Source organism: Shewanella gelidimarina (genome assembly GCF_023283945.1).
In the GTDB taxonomy this organism is placed as follows: domain Bacteria; phylum Pseudomonadota; class Gammaproteobacteria; order Enterobacterales; family Shewanellaceae; genus Shewanella; species Shewanella gelidimarina.
Genome location: NZ_JAKIKW010000006.1, coordinates 1 through 20,941, shown reverse-complemented (window position 1 = coordinate 20,941; position 20,941 = coordinate 1). Strand labels below are relative to the sequence as shown.

The 20,941-nt window shown below is 45.2% G+C and carries 18 protein-coding genes; 3 read left to right on the top strand and 15 right to left on the bottom strand.

Annotated elements, in window-relative coordinates; genetic code table 11:
• Nucleotides 1-67: 67 nt before the first annotated feature.
• Together L2729_RS07150 and L2729_RS07145 are read right to left on the bottom strand one after the other, a co-directional pair.
• On the bottom strand, nucleotides 68-1,660 hold the full coding sequence (locus L2729_RS07150) for an ABC-F family ATPase (protein WP_248987659.1): 1,593 nt from the start codon (nucleotides 1,658-1,660) through the stop codon (nucleotides 68-70).
• A 526-nt stretch (nucleotides 1,661-2,186) separates the two neighbouring features.
• Nucleotides 2,187-4,430: a heavy metal translocating P-type ATPase gene (locus L2729_RS07145; protein ID WP_248987658.1), complete on the bottom strand. Its 2,244-nt coding sequence runs from the start codon at nucleotides 4,428-4,430 to the stop codon at nucleotides 2,187-2,189.
• Nucleotides 4,431-4,539: 109 nt separating this feature from the next.
• Here L2729_RS07145 and cueR point away from each other — a divergent pair, with 109 nt between their 5' ends.
• Nucleotides 4,540-4,929: a Cu(I)-responsive transcriptional regulator gene (cueR, locus tag L2729_RS07140; protein WP_248987657.1), complete on the top strand. Its 390-nt coding sequence runs from the start codon at nucleotides 4,540-4,542 to the stop codon at nucleotides 4,927-4,929.
• Between the two features lie 22 nt (nucleotides 4,930-4,951).
• Here cueR and L2729_RS07135 read toward each other — a convergent pair whose 3' ends face one another.
• The 9 genes from L2729_RS07135 to L2729_RS07095 form a co-directional block, all read right to left on the bottom strand.
• Nucleotides 4,952-6,988, bottom strand: coding sequence for a S9 family peptidase (locus L2729_RS07135; RefSeq protein ID WP_248987656.1), 2,037 nt, complete (start codon nucleotides 6,986-6,988; stop codon nucleotides 4,952-4,954).
• Between the two features lie 277 nt (nucleotides 6,989-7,265).
• A complete protein-coding gene (locus tag L2729_RS07130; protein ID WP_248987655.1) occupies nucleotides 7,266-7,493 on the bottom strand; it encodes a hypothetical protein in 228 nt (75 codons plus the stop codon).
• A 148-nt stretch (nucleotides 7,494-7,641) separates the two neighbouring features.
• Nucleotides 7,642-8,400 carry an SDR family oxidoreductase gene (locus tag L2729_RS07125; protein ID WP_248987654.1) on the bottom strand — a complete coding sequence of 253 codons (759 nt, stop codon included), beginning with the start codon at nucleotides 8,398-8,400 and terminating at the stop codon, nucleotides 7,642-7,644.
• 4 nt (nucleotides 8,401-8,404) lie between these two features.
• Nucleotides 8,405-9,322 carry a 3-hydroxyisobutyrate dehydrogenase gene (gene mmsB, locus L2729_RS07120; RefSeq protein WP_248987653.1) on the bottom strand — a complete coding sequence of 306 codons (918 nt, stop codon included), beginning with the start codon at nucleotides 9,320-9,322 and terminating at the stop codon, nucleotides 8,405-8,407.
• Between the two features lie 61 nt (nucleotides 9,323-9,383).
• Nucleotides 9,384-10,535 carry an enoyl-CoA hydratase/isomerase family protein gene (locus L2729_RS07115; RefSeq protein ID WP_248987652.1) on the bottom strand — a complete coding sequence of 384 codons (1,152 nt, stop codon included), beginning with the start codon at nucleotides 10,533-10,535 and terminating at the stop codon, nucleotides 9,384-9,386.
• Nucleotides 10,535-11,308, bottom strand: coding sequence for an enoyl-CoA hydratase (locus L2729_RS07110; protein ID WP_101092267.1), 774 nt, complete (start codon nucleotides 11,306-11,308; stop codon nucleotides 10,535-10,537). The genes L2729_RS07115 and L2729_RS07110 overlap by 1 nt, the downstream gene beginning before the upstream one ends.
• A gap of 57 nt (nucleotides 11,309-11,365) precedes the next feature.
• Nucleotides 11,366-12,523: an acyl-CoA dehydrogenase family protein gene (locus L2729_RS07105; RefSeq protein WP_248987651.1), complete on the bottom strand. Its 1,158-nt coding sequence runs from the start codon at nucleotides 12,521-12,523 to the stop codon at nucleotides 11,366-11,368.
• A 204-nt stretch (nucleotides 12,524-12,727) separates the two neighbouring features.
• A complete protein-coding gene (locus L2729_RS07100) occupies nucleotides 12,728-14,227 on the bottom strand; it encodes a CoA-acylating methylmalonate-semialdehyde dehydrogenase (RefSeq protein WP_248987650.1) in 1,500 nt (499 codons plus the stop codon).
• 167 nt (nucleotides 14,228-14,394) lie between these two features.
• A complete protein-coding gene (locus tag L2729_RS07095; protein WP_248987649.1) occupies nucleotides 14,395-15,585 on the bottom strand; it encodes a thiolase family protein in 1,191 nt (396 codons plus the stop codon).
• A 514-nt stretch (nucleotides 15,586-16,099) separates the two neighbouring features.
• Between L2729_RS07095 and L2729_RS07090 the strand changes: the two genes are divergently transcribed.
• Nucleotides 16,100-16,510 carry a DUF3568 domain-containing protein gene (locus tag L2729_RS07090; RefSeq protein ID WP_248987648.1) on the top strand — a complete coding sequence of 137 codons (411 nt, stop codon included), beginning with the start codon at nucleotides 16,100-16,102 and terminating at the stop codon, nucleotides 16,508-16,510.
• A 24-nt stretch (nucleotides 16,511-16,534) separates the two neighbouring features.
• On the opposite strand, the gene metA is transcribed toward L2729_RS07090, so the two are convergent.
• Nucleotides 16,535-17,479, bottom strand: a complete 945-nt coding sequence (metA, locus tag L2729_RS07085) for a homoserine O-acetyltransferase MetA (protein WP_248987647.1) — start codon at nucleotides 17,477-17,479, stop codon at nucleotides 16,535-16,537.
• 69 nt (nucleotides 17,480-17,548) lie between these two features.
• Complete coding sequence (locus tag L2729_RS07080) at nucleotides 17,549-17,950, bottom strand: YbaY family lipoprotein (RefSeq protein WP_248987646.1); 402 nt, start codon at nucleotides 17,948-17,950, stop codon at nucleotides 17,549-17,551.
• Nucleotides 17,951-18,165: 215 nt separating this feature from the next.
• Here L2729_RS07080 and L2729_RS07075 point away from each other — a divergent pair, with 215 nt between their 5' ends.
• Nucleotides 18,166-18,933 carry an SDR family NAD(P)-dependent oxidoreductase gene (locus L2729_RS07075; RefSeq protein ID WP_248987788.1) on the top strand — a complete coding sequence of 256 codons (768 nt, stop codon included), beginning with the start codon at nucleotides 18,166-18,168 and terminating at the stop codon, nucleotides 18,931-18,933.
• 86 nt (nucleotides 18,934-19,019) lie between these two features.
• On the opposite strand, the gene ompW is transcribed toward L2729_RS07075, so the two are convergent.
• Nucleotides 19,020-19,700 carry an outer membrane protein OmpW gene (ompW, locus tag L2729_RS07070; RefSeq protein ID WP_101092275.1) on the bottom strand — a complete coding sequence of 227 codons (681 nt, stop codon included), beginning with the start codon at nucleotides 19,698-19,700 and terminating at the stop codon, nucleotides 19,020-19,022.
• 458 nt (nucleotides 19,701-20,158) lie between these two features.
• Entirely contained in the window at nucleotides 20,159-20,746 is a 588-nt protein-coding gene (locus L2729_RS07065) for a nucleotidyltransferase family protein (protein ID WP_248987645.1), read from the bottom strand.
• Between the last annotated feature and the right edge of the window lie 195 nt (nucleotides 20,747-20,941).

Genomic DNA, 20,941 nt, shown 5'->3' with positions numbered 1-20,941 from the left:
TGAACCACTAGCGGATCTCAAGACACAAAAAAGCCCGACGAATCGGGCTTTTCTTTATTGCTGAAAGTTACCCTTCAATACCTTTACTCGCAAGGAACTCATCATAAGTTCCTCTGAAGTCATTCACGCCAGTGGGCGTCACTTCAAGAATACGGTTAGCAATTGATGATACGAACGCACGGTCATGACTGACGAACATTAATGTACCTTCGTACATTTCAAGCGCGTTGTTCAATGACTCGATTGATTCCATATCCATGTGGTTAGTCGGTTCATCAAGTAGCAAGATGTTTGGCTTTTGCATAATTAGCTTACCAAACAACATACGACCTTTCTCACCACCAGAAAGCACTTTGACTGACTTCTTAATATCGTCAGAACCAAACAGCATACGGCCTAAGTAACCGCGTACAGATTGGTCATCATCTTCTGGTTTGCGCCATTGGCTCATCCAGTCAAATAATGTCATCTCGTTTTCAAAGTCTGATTCATGATCCTGCGCGTAATAACCAATCGCAGAGTTTTCAGACCATTGAATCGTCCCTGAATCTTGTGGGATGTCGTGTACTAATGTGCGTAACAATGTGGTTTTACCCACGCCATTATGACCCAAAACAGCAATACGCTCACCGACTTCAACAATCAGATTAAGATCTTTAAACAGTTGAACGTCAAAGCCTTTTGTTAGGTCTTCAACAATTAATGCATTACGGAATAATTTCTTTTCTTGTTCGAAACGAATAAAGGGATTCACACGGCTTGAGGCTTTAATATCATCAAGCTTAATCTTATCGATTAGCTTAGCACGTGAGGTTGCTTGCTTTGCTTTAGACGCGTTAGCAGAGAAACGTGCTACGAAGCCTTGAAGCTCAGAAATTTGTGCCTTCTTCTTAGCATTATCTGAGATCAAACGTTCACGTGACTGCTGTGCAGCCATCATGTACTCATCGTAGTTACCTGGGAATACGCGCATTTCGCCGTAATCCAAATCAGCCATATGAGTACAAACAGAGTTCAAGAAATATCTATCGTGCGAGATGATAATCATGGTGCTGTTACGTTGGTTCAGCATATCTTGCAACCAACGAATGGTGTCGATGTCCAAGTTGTTGGTTGGTTCGTCAAGTAGCAGTACATCTGGATCTGAGAACAATGCTTGAGCCAATAGTACACGCAACTTAAAACCAGGTGCGATTGCGCCCATAAGACCAAAATGCTGTTCGACACCGATACCGACGCCCATTAACAGTTCACCAGCACGAGATTCGGCGGTATAACCGTCCATCTCAGCAAATTCCATTTCAAGATCAGCAACTTTAATGCCGTCTTCTTCAGTCATTTCAGGTAAAGAGTAGATACGATCTCGCTCTTTCTTCACTTCCCAAAGCTCGGCGTGTCCCATGATAACGGTATCAATAACGTTGAACTCTTCATAACCAAATTGGTTCTGACTCAACTTACCTAAGCGTTCATTAACATCCAGTGAAACGTTACCAGACGTTGGCTCAAGATCGCCCGCAAGGATCTTCATAAAGGTTGATTTACCACAACCGTTCGCGCCGATAAGACCGTAACGGTTTCCGCCGCCAAACTTTATTGAGAGGTTTTCAAACAGTGGCTTAGCGCCAAACTGCATGGTGATATTAGCTGTAGTAATCAAAGTGGCATTCCGCTTTTGGTTATATGACTTATAGAGATCATAGATAAAACAAAAACCAGTAAATCAAATAGGGCCATTAACCCTAAATCAACTCACTGGTCGAAGACTCGCGCAAGTCCGCGCACAGCCTATAAAATTAAGCGCGATATTATAGCATTTTAGCCTAAATTATCAACTGTGATTAGGGGCTATTGATCTTTCATGGTTGTTTTTGCCGCTGTTTATTGGCGATTTTAACAAGGCGGAGGCTATGTCGTTTAGTCATTCTCCACAAATAGCCTACAACACAGTAAAAATAGCCAAGAAACGCGGCCCTTCGGGGGCGTTTCAATGTTTCTATTCTTTATACTATTAGACTGCGTTACGAGCATTTTCCTTAGCAAGCTAAGTATTATCGCTCAACTTTCATACTGAAACCATCGAATTCGAACAAAAACCAAGCTCGAAAGATCAACAGTCCCAACTTATGTCAGATGACAATCATATTTAAAAGTTCGCACTAGGTGATGCTAATACAAGATGATGCTCAAACAAGCTTGGTTTTGCGCAATCGATTGGCGTTACTCACCACGGTTAATGATGACATTGCCATGGCTGCACCCGCGATGACGGGGCTGAGTAACATCCCAGTAAAGGGAAACAATACCCCTGCTGCTAATGGGATCCCTAAGCTGTTATAGATAAAGGCGCCAAATAGATTTTGCTTGATATTTTTCATGCTGGCTTTTGCCAGTAATAGTGTTTCGGCTACTACCATGAGCCTTGCAGATAACAAAGTAAAGTCTGCACTTTCGATGGCGATATCAGTGCCACTGCCCATCGCAAGGCCAATATCGGCGCTCATGAGTGCTGGCGCATCATTAATGCCATCCCCCACCATAGCAACCACTTCACCCGCTTGTTGCAACTCAATCACTTTTTGCTGCTTCTGCTGTGGTAAAACATTGGCAAATACGTTGGTAATGCCAACGACATTGGCAACAGCTTGCGCCGTTTGCTCGTTATCACCCGTGAGTAGCACCACCTTTAGGCCACTCTTTTTCATGGCGGCTACCGCTTCAACGGCATCCTCTTTTATCGGATCGCTTATCCCTATGATGGCAATGAGCTTTTGCTCTCTTGCCACAAAGACAGGGGTTTGCCCTTGACTTGCAAGTAACGACACTTGCGCTTGATAAGCGGAAAAATCATCTAGTCCAATCTGTTGCATCAGGCTCATGTTACCAATGGTATATTCGATACCAGCCACAACCCCAGTTATTCCCCGGCCTGGCACATTGGTAAACTGTTCTGGCTCTTTAAGCAGGATAGATGACAGCTTAGCCTTGGCTATGATCGCGCTGGCAAGCGGATGTTCAGAGTGTTGCTCTAATGCCGCAATATCACTGAGTAAGTCATGCTTGTCCACATCGGATTGCAACAGGATAAACTCAGTCACCTCTGGCGCACCTTGGGTAATGGTGCCCGTTTTATCAAGCACCACAGTGGTGACCTTGCTTGCCGTTTGCAGCGCTTCGCCATTTCTCACTAAGACGCCCATTTTCGCTGCGCGACCCACTGAAACCATAATCGACATTGGCGTCGCTAGCCCCAAAGCACAAGGGCAGGCAATAATCAGCACACTGGTCAACACCACTAATGCATGTGATAGCGCAGGCTCTGGCCCGAATAGATACCAAATGACTGAACTTAACAGCGCAATAATGATAACCACTGGAACGAAGTAAGCTGAGATTTTATCCGTTAAGCGCCCTATTGGCATTTTAGATGTTTGCGCTTGCTGCACTAGCTCAATAATTTTGGCCAGTTTGCTCTCTGTTGCACCCGCGGTCACTTGATAGATGACACTGCCATTACCGTTAACGGTGCCGGCACTGACGCTATCTGCAGGCGCTTTGTGAACTGGCACTGGCTCGCCGGTTAACATGGATTCATTGATCAGTGTTTGCCCACTGACTATCTCACCATCAAGCGCCACTCTGTCACCAGGTCGCAGGCGCAGATGATCACCTAAGCTAATCTGATCAATTTCGACCTCTTCATCGCCGGTATCGGTAACGCGTATTGCGGTATTAGCTTGTAGGCCCAGTAAGCGCTGCACCGCTTCACTGGTTTTTCCTCTCGCTCTAAGCTCCAATGCATGGCCTAAGTTAATCAAACCCAAAATCATCACACTGGCTTCAAAGTAGACATGACGCGTATCAGCAGGGAACCACTGAGGCGCGATGACAACCAGCATCGAATAGATCCATGCAGCAGAGGTCCCCAATGCGATGAGAGTGTCCATATTGGCGCTACGGGCTTTTATTGCACGCAACATGCCCTGAAAAAAATGACGTCCAGTTGTGGCCATCACGACAAACGTCACCACACCCACAACGCCCCATGCCAGTTGCTGGTTGGCGTTGTTCACCATCATTTCACCGCCGAGTAAGCCCCACACCATTAACGGCACACCGAGACCTAACCCTATTGCAGCTTGTATCACGCGAGTTCGATACTCTTTAACCTCATCGGCCTCTTTTTTCTCAACGCCTTTTCGAGCATCAAGCAACTGTTCACTGTCGTATCCCACATTTTTGATGAGCTCAATTGCTTTTGCAGGTGTAATATCACCGAACACCTGCACTTGCTTGTCCGCAAGGTTGACTCTGGCGCTAATCGTATTGCCATTGCCTCCTTTAAGGTTCACTTTGGAAAAAGCGGACTCAATTTTTGCCACACAACTTGCACAGCTCATGTTAGGGACATATAAATTAATACTTTGCATTGAAACACTCCCGATTCACTAAGGTTTGTATCTTTAATGCACTAAGAGTAATGTCTCCTACAAGGGGAGAGTCAAACGTTAATTAACATTATTTTGAGTAGGAGAGATCATGAAAATTGGTGCTGTCGCAAAACTGACGGATTTATCAGTAAAAAGTATACGTTACTATCACGATATTGGTTTGGTGGAAACTCGAAAAAATGAGAATGGCTACCGTGAGTACAGCCAAGCAGAAGTGGATGCCTTATGTTTTATACAACACTGTAGAGCACTGGGATTTACATTAGAAGATTGTAAGGCGCTACTCGATCTACAGCAAAATACCCAGCGTAATGCGGCGGATGTAAAAGCACTTGCCCAACAACATCTCGATGATATTGAGCAAAGAATTGATCAACTGAGTAATTTGAAGCAGCAGCTGCAGCATTTAATCAAAGATTGCCAAGGTGGCAGCCAGCCCAACTGCGCGATTCTAAAAGGCCTCAGCCCCCGATCTTAACTCAGGCGCTAACGATTGCAGCTTATCTGCGTATTAAATGTTCTACATTCTCAATCTTGAGTACAGGAATGTCTCCTGCGGGGGTAAAGCCAAACACCTGACCATAGAATGACAGCTCAGATTCCAGTGCGCGCTTCCTACTTTGGGGGGAGACACGATTAGCAGCATCATCATTAAACTCAAGATAGGCTACAGGTTTACCCTTTCGTTTTATTGCATTATAAAGCTGCAACGTTTGCTCTGCAGGGATGAGTGAATCGTTAACCCCTTGAATAAGCAGTAAAGGTTCATTGATCCCAGAGAGGTTATTCATTGCTGAACGGCGCTTATAATTATCAAATCCGCCAATGAGCGTCTCTAAATAATGACTCTCAAACTTATGAGAGTTGCGCTTAAATAACTCCATATCGCTAATGCCTGAGTAACTTACCGCTGCGCCAAACGTACTGTAATAGGCCACCGCTGATAGTGCAGTAAAGCCACCAGCACGAGTCCCTCTTATTGCCAGTTTTCGGCCGTCTACATCGCCATTATTGACTAAATATCCTGCGGCTCTGACCGCATCTTCTACATCTGACTTCCCCCAATTACCGTAAAGGCGATTGCGATAGTCCCGACCAAAACCCGTACTACCACGATAATTGAGATCAAAGACGGCAAAACCACGACTGGTCCAATACTGGATATCACGCCTAAATGCTCGACTTGCCTGAGCCGTTGGACCGCGATGCAGAAACATCACTAACGGTGGCTCTTGTCCAGCTGGTGCTTGAAAATCTGGATTTGCGGGTTTATATAAATAACCATGGGCCGTATCACTATTACCCGTTGTAAAGCTGACACTTTCGGCTGTAGAGATAAAACGGGGGTCCATAACGGTCAGTTCTGGCGCATAGATCAGCTGAGCTGAGCGGCCTTGAACTTTATAAATGCCTTTTTCAGGCGTCTCTTTAGCCCCAACGAAAACCACGCCATAGTCACTTTTAGTCACATAGGTAATGTCTGCAAAATCAACCGCGATAGGATCGGTCACACCACTTTCAGTATCAATACGAATAAGCCCTGCTTCGCCTTCGTGGTTATAGCTTGCGATTAACGTATGTTCATTTTCGAATGCGTAATTGTGATGACCTAGTTGCCAATCAGCAACGGCAAACTCAGCTTCTTGCGCTAACACAACCTCAGTTTGCTCAAACTCGTTTAGGCGATAGATATTCCACCAGTTAGTGTAATCTGCGACAAAATAAAGCTGTCCATTAGGGCTAAAAAGAGGTTGCGTGATTGACCCCTTTTGCTCTGTAGCGACTTGTTTGACATTGACTACCGCGCCTTTGTTATCCAGTTCTGCGAGCCATAGTTTGGTGTTGTCCCATGGCATATTTGGGTGATCCCATGTTATCCACGCCAATTTAGTTTGGTCTGGAGAGATCACTGGAGTGGAGTAAAAATCCGCACCGGTAGCGAGTACGGTACCTTCGTCTGCATAACTTAAGTTAATACCCACCAACTGATTAACCACTTTGTCTGCATCTCGATGATCTTCCCTGACACAGATTAAACGCGACGCTTTGGAATTGGATATACAGTCAGCATGTCGGGTGCCTGCGGGGGTTAATGGAAACGGTGCTTGATTTGGTGCAATACGGTACAACAGCTGATCTGATTGCTTGGTGGCAAAGAGGCTATTTCCTATCGCCACAAAAGGGGCTCCGCCATATTCATGTACACGGCTGCCAATATCAAAATTGGAGGGAATGGCATCAACAACAGTCCCCGCAGCTTCTATACGTTTGACCCCACGCCGCCCTTCATTGCTCGCATCAAGAATGGTAAAATAGAGGCTACCTGCAGTGACTTGGATTTCACCTATACTGTCTGACAAATCATAAACATGCTCAGCGGTAACAGGAGATGTCCAGCTACCGAAATCCGCTATTTGTACGCCAACCGGTAATGATTCGGAAACGACGGCGTCCGTATGCTTTGGCTTAGATACATCGCAGCCAACGGTTATCAATAACGTTGCAAACGTCAGTATCGATGCAATTAAAAATCTCATTAGCTGCCTAAGTATTGTCAAAGTAAAATATAAGTAATCGAATGCCATAATGCTTTAAAGCGCTAATAGCAATTATTAGCTAACGTGACGATGATATCAACTCCATTAGGTATTGGTGAATACCCCTTACGTTAAATGCGCTTAATCCAAGGAATATCAGCGACTATCTCAAATAAAATCACTGAGGTCCGCAGAGTATGGGGAAATAGATGCAACACTTTCCGTAGAGACTTAAATGACAAGCTTAGGTCGCGCTAAAGGCTGTGTAAGCGCGGCATTATTTACGCGTAAACTTTTTAATAAACCACTGCTTTATCTCAAATTGAGTCTGTTTTTTTAGTCCAAAATAGATGCAAACCCAAGGTGATAGTAATATGTACCAGGGAATAATGGCGGTACTTTTGCCGCTAAACATCAAATAAAAAAAGCCCAAATAGATCACTAACACTCCGCAACAACCGACCACGAGCATCATCACCTTGGTTATTTTCTCTAACCAGTCCATTGTAACCTTGTCTCCTCTTTTAAAATAACCGTAATTTGAAGTACGTCTATTATGACGTAAATCCTCACTATTGTTCAAATTCAAACGCTTAATCACTCTCATAAAAAAACGGGCAAAAGCCCGTTAGTTGTTATTGAGTGAGTCGATATTACAAACGGATACCGCCATCGATCTCAAACACGCGGCCGTTGACATAATCGTTTTCAATAATAAAACGCACGGTAGACGCTATCTCTTCCGCTTGACCTAAACGCCCGACTGGCACCATTTTTTCAAGACGCTCAAGCGCTTCAGGTTTCATTGCTGCCGTCATTTCAGTTTCAATTACGCCTGGTGCTACCGCTGCGCTGCGAATATTGTGACGTGCAAGCTCTTTAGCCCAACCCACACTCATCGCCGCAACACCCGCTTTAGACGCTGAGTAGTTTGACTGACCCATGTTGCCTGCCCGAGCAACACTAGAGATGTTGATAATCACCCCCTCTTGCTTGGTTTCAATCATTGCTACTGCCGCTTCGCGGCCACACAAGAATGTGCCGGTTAAGTTGACGTTAATAACAGATTGAAACTGCTCATAAGACATACGGTCTGTGACTTGGCCATCTTTGGCTTTTACCATTAAACCATCACGTAAAATACCCGCGTTGTTTACCAGTACGTTAACTTGGCCGAAGTCTTCTTTAATAAACTGAAAACCCGCTACGACATCTTCTTCATCAGTAATATCTAATGCGTAACCTTGTACTTCAGTTGTGTCACCAAGGTTTGCACAGGCTTTTTCTAACTTCTCTTGGTCAACATCGATAAGTGCTAGCTTGGCACCTGCTGCCGCAAAATTCTCCGCCATCGCGTAGCCTAGTCCGCCCGCACCACCAGTAATAACAACAACCTTATCTTTTAAATCCATCGAATTACCCTTTGTTTTTTATCTGTTGAGTATTAGCAAACTGCTCAAAAATGCTCGAAAAATCGCGTTTACCGTGACCATGGCGTGCATGATTCACATAAAGACTGCGCGCTAAAGCTCCCATTGGCGTGCTTGAATTTGATAACAAAGCCGCTTCTTGAGAAAGTCCCAAATCCTTCACCATCAAATCGACCATAAAGCCGCCTTGATAATCGTTTGAAGACGGTACCGATTCCATAACTCCTGGGCAAGGATTATATTTATCTAATGTCCAATTACCCCCACTACTGACTTTCATAATATCTGAAAGCACTTTAGGGTCGAGCCCATGGTCAACGCCCATTTGTAAAGATTCAGATGTGGCAACCATCAACACTGAGAGCAGCATATTATTACAAATCTTAGCGACTTGCCCAGCACCCGGGCCACCAGCATGGAATATATTGCCTCCCATTGCATTAAGTGCACCCTGCGCGCGCGAAAATGCGTTATCACTGCCGCCACAAATAAAGGTCAGCGTGCCTGCTGCTGCGCCTGCGGTGCCGCCCGAGACTGGCGCATCGATAAACTCTAGGCCCTTGTCTGCAGCATGCTTTGCCACAAAACGTGCACTGTCGGCATCGATGGTAGAGCAATCAATGAGTAATGTCCCTTTTGCAACCACATCCACTATGCCTTTATTTTCGGCATCGCCAATGTAGAGGCTACGAACATGTTTGCCCGCTGGCAACATAGTCACCACAATGTCTGCGCTAGCGGCAGCGCCACAGGCGCTAGTTGCCGTGAGTGCGCCTTGTTCGGCCAACGCTTGCATTGCAGCGGGAACCAAATCAAACACTTTAACGGTGAAGCCCGCTTTAATCAGATTTACGGCCATTGGGCCGCCCATGTTTCCTAAACCAATAAATGCAACAGTACTCATCTTTTGCTCCTGTGCACTTTAACAAGTGCAATAACGTATCCGTGTAAACCAGTCGTATTATTTAAAGCATATCCCTTAAAGGGTGATCACTTTCATCCCAAGGGGAGATCATCAGTGATGACACTAAATCACTCGGTATTGAAGCCACATTGCTAAATAACCATTTAGGGTTTCTATCTTTATCAATCAGTAACGCGCGCACGCCTTCAGCAAAATCAGCTTTAGCACAGCAATTAACGCTTAGGCCTAATTCAAACTTAAACACGTCCGCTAAGCTCATCTCAGTGCCAAGCTGTGACTGTTGGTGTACCAATGCTAGGCTGATTGGGCTACCCGCCAACATCACTTTGCAGGCTTTAGCTAACCAAGGCTGCGCCTGTTTAAGGGTGTCATCCAATGCACTTACCCGCGCAACGATGGCTGTTAACTCGCCATCCATTAAGTCATCAATCAGTACTTGATGCGTTTCAAGCTGACTCGGCGCGAGCGGCGTGTCGCACTCGAGTTGCATGTCATCGATAAGGGCATGCAGCATCTCATGGTTAAACGCTTTATCGTCTGCCCATGCAAGCGTTGCCATCGCATCAAACAGTAACTCTTTATCATCGCGATTTAAGTAGTGATTACCGATGCCAACATAGTGTGCATCAGCACCATTCATGTTGTATGCGGTCATCCCCAAAAACAGCCCTGTTTTACCAGGCATACGATTGAGGAAATAACTGCCGCCGACGTCGGGGTATAAACCAATGGTCACTTCGGGCATCGCGATACGCGAATGTTCGGTCACGACTCGGTGACTTGCGCCCGCCATTAGGCCAAGTCCACCGCCCATCACAATGCCATCGCCCCATACCAATACCGGTTTAGCAAACGTGTGTAACAGATAATCTAACTGGTACTCTTGCTTAAAAAAATCCGTGGCTTGAGCAGTCACTTCACCTGGCGTTGCCAACGCGGCATGATAAATAGCGCGTACATCGCCACCCGCACAGAACGCTTTTTCGCCTGCGCCATCTAACACCACAGCAACGATATTGTTGTCACTGCGCCATGCTGTTAACTGGCTGGTTAACGCCTGCACCATCTCAATATTAAGCGCGTTAAGGGCTTTTTCGATATTAAGTGTTGCTACGCCAATGTGTTTGCCAGATGCGGTGCCCAACGTTTGGAACACCACACTGTTGCTGTTTTCGGTTGTCGTCGTTGCCATTAGCCGTTCTTCCAAACTGCTTTACGCTTATTCAAAAAGGCACTTACGCCCTCGGTTTGATCTTCTGTATCAAACAGGTTAGCAAACTCTTCACGCTCTAGCGGTAATGCTTGCGTTCTTGGCATAGTGCGACCCGCTTGGATCAAACGTTTACAAGCAGCAACACTGCTAGGGCTTTGGTTGGCCACTCGCTCTGCCAGTGCCATTGCGGCATTAAAGCTGGTGCCCGTAGCAACCACCTCTTCTACCAGACCTATCGCTTCAGCTTTAGCGGATTTAATACGTTCACCGCATAGGATCATCCGCTTAGTCCAGCCTTCACCCACTAATGCGGTTAAGTTTTGGGTGCCACCCGCACAAGGAAGTAACCCTACCGTTGCTTCTGGTAATGCCAATTGCGCTTGCTCTTCGCAAATACGAAGATCACAGGCTAAGGCCACTTCCAGACCGCCACCCATCGCGTAGCCATTGATGGCGGCTATTGATACGCCGCGAAAGGCACTTAGCGCCTCAAATGCTTCACCAAAATAACGTGCCATATCTGCCGCATTATTTTTATTACCATCGGCAAATAGCTTTAAATCAGCACCGGCGGAAAAGAACTTGTCTCCTTCGCCAGTAATCACCAGTGCATAAACGGCTTTGTTATCATTGAGTTTGAGCACTTTTGCTTTAAGTTCTTGTAAGCTTTCTGCAGTCCATGTATTCGCTGGCGGGTTGTTCATGCTAATAACCGCGGTATGGCCGACGATTTTCTCTAATAGTAGTGACATGGAAACTCCTGTTAAATGATCTTAAATCTGTGATGAAACGGTGTTCAAATAAACGGCTTATAAAATCGCGCCGGCGTTTTCATCCAATAAACGACGAGAGATAATCAAACGCATAATTTCGTTGGTGCCCTCTAAGATCTGGTGCACACGCACATCACGCACATAACGCTCTAGCGGGTATTCACGGATATAACCATACCCACCGTGGATCTGCAGCGCTGCATCACACACCTGAAAACCGATATCGGTAGCAAAACGCTTTGCCATGGCGCAATACGCCGTTGCTTCAGGATCTTGCTGATCCAGTTTAAATGCCGCCAAACGCACTAATTGTCTGGCTGCCACTAACTCTGTTGCCATATCGGCTAACTTAAACTGCAGTGCTTGAAAGGTCGCTAAAGGCTTACCAAACTGTTTACGTTCATTCATATATTGAGTGGCACGTTCAAGCGCAGCTTGCGCAGTACCAATCGAACAAGTGGCAATATTGATACGGCCGCCATCAAGTCCTTTCATTGCAAACGTAAAACCTTGGCCCTCTTCACCAAGCAAATTGCTCACGGGGACGCGGACATTATCAAAGGTGATTTGACGCGTTGGCTGTGCATTCCAGCCCATTTTATCTTCCGCTTTACCGTAGATAACACCTGTTGCGTCGGCGGGGATGGCAATGGCCGAGATCCCTTTTGGCCCCGCTTCGCCGGTACGGCACATCACGATTAGCAGCTCTGTTGCGCCCGCGCCTGAAATAAACACTTTAGAGCCGGAAATAAGATAGTCATCACCATCACGCACCGCTTTGGTTTGCAGTGAAGCCGCATCGCTACCTGCGCCTGGCTCAGTTAAACAGTATGACGCTAGATTTTGACCGGTAGTCAATGATTCAGACCATTCGCTACGCAGCGCTTCTGAGCCAAAGCTGGTGACCATCCAAGTGGCCATATTGTGAATCGTCAACATAGCCGTCGTGGCGGTACATCCCATGGAAAGTTGTTCAAATATAATGGAAGAGTCTAAACGAGATAAGCCCATGCCCCCTTCAGATTCAGGTGAATACAAAGAGCAAAAACCCAGCTCACCGGCTTTTTGAATAACATCTTTTGGAAAGTGGTGTTCGGCATCCCATTGAGCCGCAAAGGGCGCGAGCTCTTCTTTTGAAAATTGAGCGGCTAAGTCGGCGAATTGGCGTTGATCGTCATTCAGATTGAAATCCATCGGGTGCTCCTGTTGTACTGTCGAGTGCCTCAATATTTTAGCGCTAGCTAGTCACTCTAGGGTGGTCAGCGCTAACAAGGCTGTGGGTCTTTGCATGCGTTTATCGCTGCCGACCTCTATTCGTTATTTGAGCGGGTGCGGTGCAAGCCTCACCCTCATTAACGCTCATTGCCATCTAACGGTGTTAGATGGCAATCTCTGGCATTACTTAAGGTCAATCGTCATATTAGGCGCTGATGCAACCGCAATATCAGACTCAAACCAACGTGCTGTAATGGTTTTAGTTTCAGTGTAGAAACGCACTGCTTGCTTACCGTATGCATGTTGGTCACCATAGAAACTGCCCTTCCAGCCGGTAAATGAGAAGAAAGGTAGCGGCACTGGAATTGGTACGTTAATACCGACCTGACCCACTTCAATTTCATGCTGGTATTTACGGGCTGCAGCGCCACTGGCCGTGAAGATAGCCGTACCATTACCGTAGGGGCTACCGTTAACAATCTCAATAGCTTGTTCCAATGATTCGGCATTCATACAACACAGTACTGGACCAAAAATCTCTTCTTTATAGACGCTCATTTCCGTTGTGACTTTGTCGAACATGGTTGGACCAACCCAGTTACCCGACTCATAGCCTTCAACAGTAAAATCGGTACCATCGAGTAAGCAGTCAGCGCCCTCTTCAATACCTTTTGCAATAAGGCTCACCACGCGTTGCTTAGCCGCTGGACTAATAACCGGTCCGTATGCCGCCTCTTTGTCATCCCAAAGACCGGGTTTAACCTTGGCAATCGCTGCTTTAAGTTCAGGGATCCACTCTTTCGCGGCGCCAACAAAAATCGCGACAGACAATGCCATACAACGTTGACCTGCCGCGCCAACCGATGCGCCCACTAAGTTATTGATCACTTGCTGCTTATTTGCATCAGGCATAATAACGCAGTGGTTTTTAGCCCCTGCAAAAGCTTGTACACGCTTAAGGTTATCGGTACCTGTCTTATAGATGTATTGACCAACATTAACCGAGCCGACAAAAGAGATGGCTTTAATGTCTGGATGACGCAAGACAATATCCACTGCCGTTTTGTCACCATGGACTAGCTGTATAACGCCTTTTGGCGCACCTGCTTCCACAAACAACTCAATAAGGCGTTGCGGTGTCATTGGATCTTGTTCTGACGGCTTAAGCACAAAGGTGTTACCGCAAGCAACGGCAAGTGGGAACATCCATAACGGGATCATCGCAGGGAAGTTAAACGGTGTAATGCCCGCACACACCCCAAGAGGTTGGATGTAGCTATAAGTGTCGATTGAACGCGCCACGTTTTCAACCGTTTCGCCCATCATCATCGACGCGATAGTACATGCATGCTCCGCAACTTCGATACCACGCCAAACATCACCCTTGGCATCATCAAATGTCTTACCCGTCTCTTGTGCCAGAATGGTGGCGATCTCATCATGATGCTCTTTTAGCAAGTGCTGATACCTAAGCATCACGCGTGCACGCTCAGAAACAGGTACCTCTTTCCAAGTTTTGAATGCTTTTTTGGCGCTGGCAATTGCCGTTTCAACTTCGCTTGGTAGCGCAGCGTTAACGACAGCAATGGTTTCGTTATTAGCGGGGTTTGTGACGGCGATCTGTTGCTCGCCATTACCTAAGATCCATTCGCCATCGATGTAGTGCTTAACTTGAATAGTCATATCGCTTCCTAAATTTTCATCGCCTATCATTGATAGTGATGAGCAAAATGATGATTTAAGCGTGGCCATTATTATTCTATGTTGCGGACCATCACTGATGTATACCGCTGGCTCACTCTTAAATCGAGTCTTGTTGATTACAGTCTATCTATCACTTAATGAATAATTTATAACTCAATTGCCATCGCAGTGGCTTCGCCGCCGCCAATACATAAAGAGGCAACACCTTTGTTAAGGCCGCGCGCTTTAAGTGCATGGATTAGCGTGACCAGTAAACGCGCTCCTGAGCAGCCGATAGGGTGACCCAAAGCGCATGCACCGCCGTTGACGTTAACCTTTTCAATATCAAGTCCAAGCTCAGACACTGCCAACATGGTGACCATGGCAAACGCTTCGTTTATCTCGAACAGATCAACCTCTTCTTTACTCCAGCTTACTTTTTCTAGAAGCTTGTTCATCGCCCCTACTGGCGCCGTAGTAAACATTGAAGGCTCTTGAGCATGGGTTGTATGGCCTTTGATTGTTGCCATCACTTCAAGCCCGAGCTCAGTTGCCTGTGCGCGTGTCATTAGCATCAATGCTGCTGCACCATCTGAAATTGAACTTGAGTTTGCAGCTGTGATAGTGCCGTCTTTAGCAAATGCAGGACGTAGTGTCGGTATTTTGTCTGGGCGGGCATTACCTGGCTGTTCATCAGTATCCACCACGATATCGCCGCGACGGTTTTCCACAGTGACGGGGGTGATTTCCGTTTCAAAAGCACCGGCATTAATGGCCACATTCGCCTTTTCCAGTGAACTCAGGGCAAAGTCATCCATCTGCTCGCGGGTCAATTTGAAGTCATCAGCGGTGTTTTGAGCAAAAGTGCCCATAGCGCCACCGGTATAAGCGTCTTCTAAACCATCAAGGAACATGTGGTCTAACACTTTTCCATGACCCATTCGCATACCGCTACGGGCTTTGTCGAGTAGATAAGGCGCCTGGCTCATATTTTCCATACCGCCCGCAATGACGATGTTGGCACTGCCGGCTTTAATTAAGTCGTGAGCAAGCATTACGGTTTTCATACCTGAACCACAGACTTTATTCACTGTTGTTGCAGCGACAGAAAGCGGCAAGTCCGCTCCCAAAGTGGCTTGGCGGGCAGGCGCTTGGCCAAGACCTGCAGGCAATACGCAGCCCATGAGTACTTCATCTACCAGATCAGCATTTAAGCCACTGTGCTGCATTAACCCTTTAATCGCAGTCGCTGCAAGTTTTGGAGAAGCGACGCTTGAAAGTGCACCTTGAAACCCACCCATAGGGGTGCGCTTAGCGGCAACGATAACGATGTCTTGGTTTGACAGTTCTGAACTCATATATACTCCAGTAATACTTTAAGGCTTGTTTTTTGTGCTCGGTCAACGATGTACTTCAATGGTATAAGGAGACTTTATATACGCTATTACAGCGACTTACCTTAAGGTGATTCGCTCGGCATAAATACCGCATTGTCGTAAAACCGTTAACCCATTAAATGTGATCTCGCTCAACATTTTCACACTGTGACGTTTACGCGAACGTAAAGCAAGCCAAGTTAGTCAAACATCTACCAAAGTATAAGGTTTAGATGTCACTTAAAATTTACACAAAGCTGAGTGAGATAGGGAGCAAAGGGATTAATACTGGCGACAAAGCGTAACGGCGGATAATAGTCGGTGATGATGTTTATCAAAGTCGTAAAATTAAGACTTCAACTTGCCTTATCACCTCTCTACGCTAGCCTATTATTAGGTTGTTTTATTATGCAACAAAACGTGACATGACTTTAATGGCCAAAATAACAATCGATTAAGAGCAACGACTGCTCAACCAAAAAGAGAAGGTATGCTTATGAGAAATGTACTTTTGATGAGTTTTATCGCGTTATCATTGTGTGCTTGTATCGCTGTAGGTGCAGCAACATTAGGCGCCGTTACCTATTATAAAAGCGCAAAACATGAAGTTGCCACGGTTAATATTAATGCGACACCGGACAATATTTACCGAGTCGCCTTACAAACCATCAAGAGTAATTCGTTGTTGAAAATGGTGTCTCAAGACGAGAATGATCATTTAATTGAGTTAACTAAAGGTGACCTTAGTGCCAGCCTTAAAGTGTCAAGGATTGATCCACAGATTTCGCAGTTGCTTATCACCTCTGAAGTAAATGCAGACCAAAGTACTCGATTGGTATTAGACGGTGTATTTAAAATTTGCCAACAGTTAAAAGTGGATTGCACCTTAGTGGTGGATGGCAGTTAATACCCAGCAATATAAACCGCGGCTTTAGTCTTTAGACTCCAAAGGGGTAATGCCAATCATATCGTCCAAATTGTAAGGCGTTAACTGATAAACATAATAGTTTAGCCAGTTACTGACTAACAAACTGCCATGACTATGCCAGCGAGCGATAGGCTGTTGACTCGGATCGTCATTGCGAAAGTAGTTCTGCGGTACCTCAGGTGATAATCCTTGCGACAAGTCTCTAGCGTACTCATCTTTTAATGTCGATTTTTGATACTCTGGGTGACCCATGACAAATAAATTACGGCTATTTTTGCTGAGAACCATATACGCGCCCGCTTGCTCTGACTCTGTTAATACTTGCAACTCAGGATGCTCACGCAGTTGTTCTACATTCATTTCAGCAAATCGAGAATGTGGCGCGTAAAATTCGTCATCAAAGCCACGTAACAATGGAAAATGTTCACTGGTACGTTTATGGACAAAGACCCCTGCACGCTTAGATTTTAGCAGCGTACGATTGAGTCCAAACAGGTGATAGAGTGCTGCATGAGCCGCCCAGCATAAAAACAACACTGATGTGACATGCTGCTGTGACCAGTCAATAATCTCTCGAATGTGATCCCAATATGAGACGTCTTCAAATTCAACCTGACCTAACGGCGCCCCAGTAATGATAAGACCATCATAATTTTTATTTCGTACCTGCTCAAAATCACGGTAGAAATTATTCATGTGATCGATAGAGGTATGTTTAGACTCCTTATCATGAATACGCAGCAGATCAACATCAACTTGCAGTGGCGTATTACCCAATAAACGCAGTAATTGGGTTTCAGTTTCAATCTTGTTTGGCATGAGATTGAGAATAAGCACTTTCATTGGTCGTATGTCCTGATTCGCAGCGCGCGTTTCAGACATAACGAATATATTTTCAGACTCCAAGATCTCTGCCGCGGGCAGATTGTCAGGGATTTTAACCGGCATACAGCGCCTCTTATTCAATGAGAGTAATAACAGAAAGAGGCGCTTGTAATACTAGCTATGCTAGTTAATTTATCGCGCTACTTTCTGTAGCAAAACTGACATAGGCTCGGCAGAGTCCAAATCAATTCTATAAGCTTGTTCGTTAATAAAAATAAGCTTGTCGTTAAGGCTGATACGAGCCCCAACCGTATAAGTGTGCCCTGCCTCAAACTGATCTCGGTTGATCAAAAACTGAAAAGGCGTAGGCGTACTGATATCACTGCGTTCAAATTCTGCTATCACAACTGCAGGTGCATCCATTAACGACACGTCTTGCACTTTAATGCTGATAACAGCTTCAGCTGGTAATGCTATACGCTCTTTGTACCAAACCTCTCCTTGGATCTCGACCACGGCATTTGAGGTCGCACAGCCCGATAATAATCCCGCTGCGACAACAAAAGATAATAAAGGCTTAAAGCAGTTTTTCATGTTAACACTCCTAATAATACATCAAGACTTCTAGAAGTCTATATGTCCGAACTTGAATTTATATAACTTTACCATTAATATCACTGTTATTAGCTCGTGATCCTCTATTTCGTTTGGCTGAACTCAGCATCCTTGTCACAGCAACAAACAATTAATCTTGTTCTAATACACTTATGTTCCTATGATAAGTGACCTATTTGAAGTCGAATACTTATATGACACAAGCAACTGCAATAATTGTGGGCGCAAGCTCATTGCTCAGCCGTGAAATAGCAAAACAGCTTGCTGACGATGGTGTAGAGCTCGCCTTATTAGCTCAAGATCCACAATCTCTTATGGAGTTTAGCCAATCGCTTCCGACTAAGTCTGAAGTATTTCCACTGCAAATAGATGATCCTCAAGCTATTATTTCAACTCTTACCGCAGTTTGGCACTCTCTAGGTGGTGCTCATCTTGTACTGGTCAATACTGGCTTAAATAGCTATGACCCTGAGCTGCCTTGGCAGCCAGAGCAAGATATCATCACCGTTAATGTGCAAGGATTTTCAGCTATATGCAATACAGCTTTTAGGCTATTTCGTGATCAAGGTTATGGCCAACTAGCGGCAATTAACTCAATTGCAGGCCTAAGAGGCGGACCAAACGTTGCCTATCATGCGTCTAAAAGTTATGCCGAGAACTACTTCGAAGGGCTGTGTATGCATGCTCAGCGACTAAAGCTACCCATAACCCTCACTGACATCCAACTGGGTCTGCTCGATAAAGCTGCCTTACAGCAAAGCCGTATTTGGCTTTCTCCCCCAGCTGAAGTTGCCAGCCAGGTCATTAAAGCGATGAAAGCCGGTAAACGTAAAGTCTATGTCACTAAGCGCTGGCGCCTCGTAGCATGGCTGACCAAATTGCTACCTGAGTTCGTTTACAATACGCGCCATTGGAAAACCAAAGAACAAAAGCAAGCAGAAAAAGCCGCTAAAAAAGAATAGTCGACTCACGGGAAGTGCCGTTAATCGATAAAAAAGGAGCCTGAAGGCTCCTTTTTTTAAGGGGTAAATCCAAGTCAACCTGCTGACTAGAAAGTATAGCCTATGCTAACCATGTAAACCCATGGATCGATGTCAGTTTCAATGGTCACTGGCACAACAGTGCTCGACTCAAGTACCTTATAGTTGAAGTTAGCATCAGTGCTAATTTTTGCATACCAAACCGAAGCATTTACAAGCCAACTATCGTTGATTTGATAATCTAAGCCAACTTGACCCGCTATTCCCCAAGAGTTAGATAAACTCAAATCAGATAGGCGCCCGCCTACATCATTAGTAATTTCATTATCGTAAAAATTGGTAAAGTTAACACCGAGGCCGATGTAAGGACGTAATTTTGAATCCGCTGAACCAAAATAATATTGCGCAACTAAGGTTGGCGGTAACTGCTTAGTTTCAGCGACTTTACCCACGCCGGCTAGAGAGATGTCATGTGTAAATGGCGATGCCGCTAGCAGCTCAATACCAATGTTATCCGTTAGCATGTAACCAAAGTTTAAACCTAACTGGGTATTGTTGCTTACAGAAAACTGACCTAGATCTCCAAGATCTGGCGTTATGATATTTTGGCTTGATTCATTCGGCGCTACGACTGCAACACCTGCTCGTATAATAATATCACCCGCTTGGTGTGCTAGTGCTGAAGAGGTAAAACCGGTAGTCAATAGGGCTGTAGCAATCAATCCTGAAACGATATTTTTGTTCATCATATTACTCCATCAATACAACATGAGCTGCTGTTTTTATTATCAATATCCATACATTTGCGTGTACCCTGCCAGAATAATTCAGCCACGCATTTGATCCAGATCAACACCATGGCTAAATACCCAATTAGTGGTACGTACAAGTGATCGCGATCACACTTCCATAAGGTATATTGAAGTTGCAGCTTATGATTCCGTGACGAAAGACCACTTAGGCCGTATATCGCACGAACTAGCGCAACCGTTTGGATTAACAATTAATTAACCATTAAATATTGTAATAAGTGACAGAGGTTGAACCATTGATAAAGGTATTAGGCAGTGAATAGGGACTTAATGATGACATTATTGTCCATCAATTTTATGCAGATAATTAGTGGTAGATATTAGCGGTAATCATGAGTGTTAGTCGTTATAGGTAAGCAACGGTTGCAACTATGGCTTGAGTTCAGCATTCGCATTCATTCACTGATCACTTGCAGTAGAGGGTAATCTTGTAACCAGTGTTTGTTATTCACTCGATGTTGGAAGAGTTGCTTAGATTTTTTAGGGTTATGGGTTAACGTCAATTGAAATAACCTTTGGCTACCAAAGGGTGTCACGATTTGCAGCGCTAATGGTAAAGACGCTACTGATACGACTCTATTTTCCGCCATTGTCCGATTAATAGTCACGGCAATAGCCGTTTCTTTTTCTGGCCAAAAACTCATCGCATCAAAACAAGAGGTATAAGCCTGGTCATTATTTTTAAGGTGCATTCGAGCTTGGTTCTTAACCGACCAAGGGTAGTCGGGTGCAAGCGCACGTAACTGCTCTTCATACTCACGGTCTTGGCTCGCACAGAGATTGCTGGCATCAAAGTAGATAAGGTCAATATCGTTAAGCGGTCTAGGCGCTGTCTCATGCAACTTATCCCATACGAGATTACGCACAAAGCCTGCAGCCAACATCCATTGCGGTAATTGCAGTTTTTCCGCCATCAATAGGGCTTGATAGCGGTATTGATCCTCTCTAAGCCATTGAGCAATTTGTTGGCTCGGCTCAATCATGGCAAAAGCCTCTTTATCATTCAGAGTGAACCCACTTAACACGCTAGCAGTTCAACTATCATCATAATAAAAGGAGCCTAAGCTCTAATGCCGATCAGTTAGTCAATATTTGATCGGTTGACCGATCTTCTCAGCATGCGAAAATCCGAATGTATTCCTTACATTCGGATTTTTTATGGACGTATCTCAAGCACT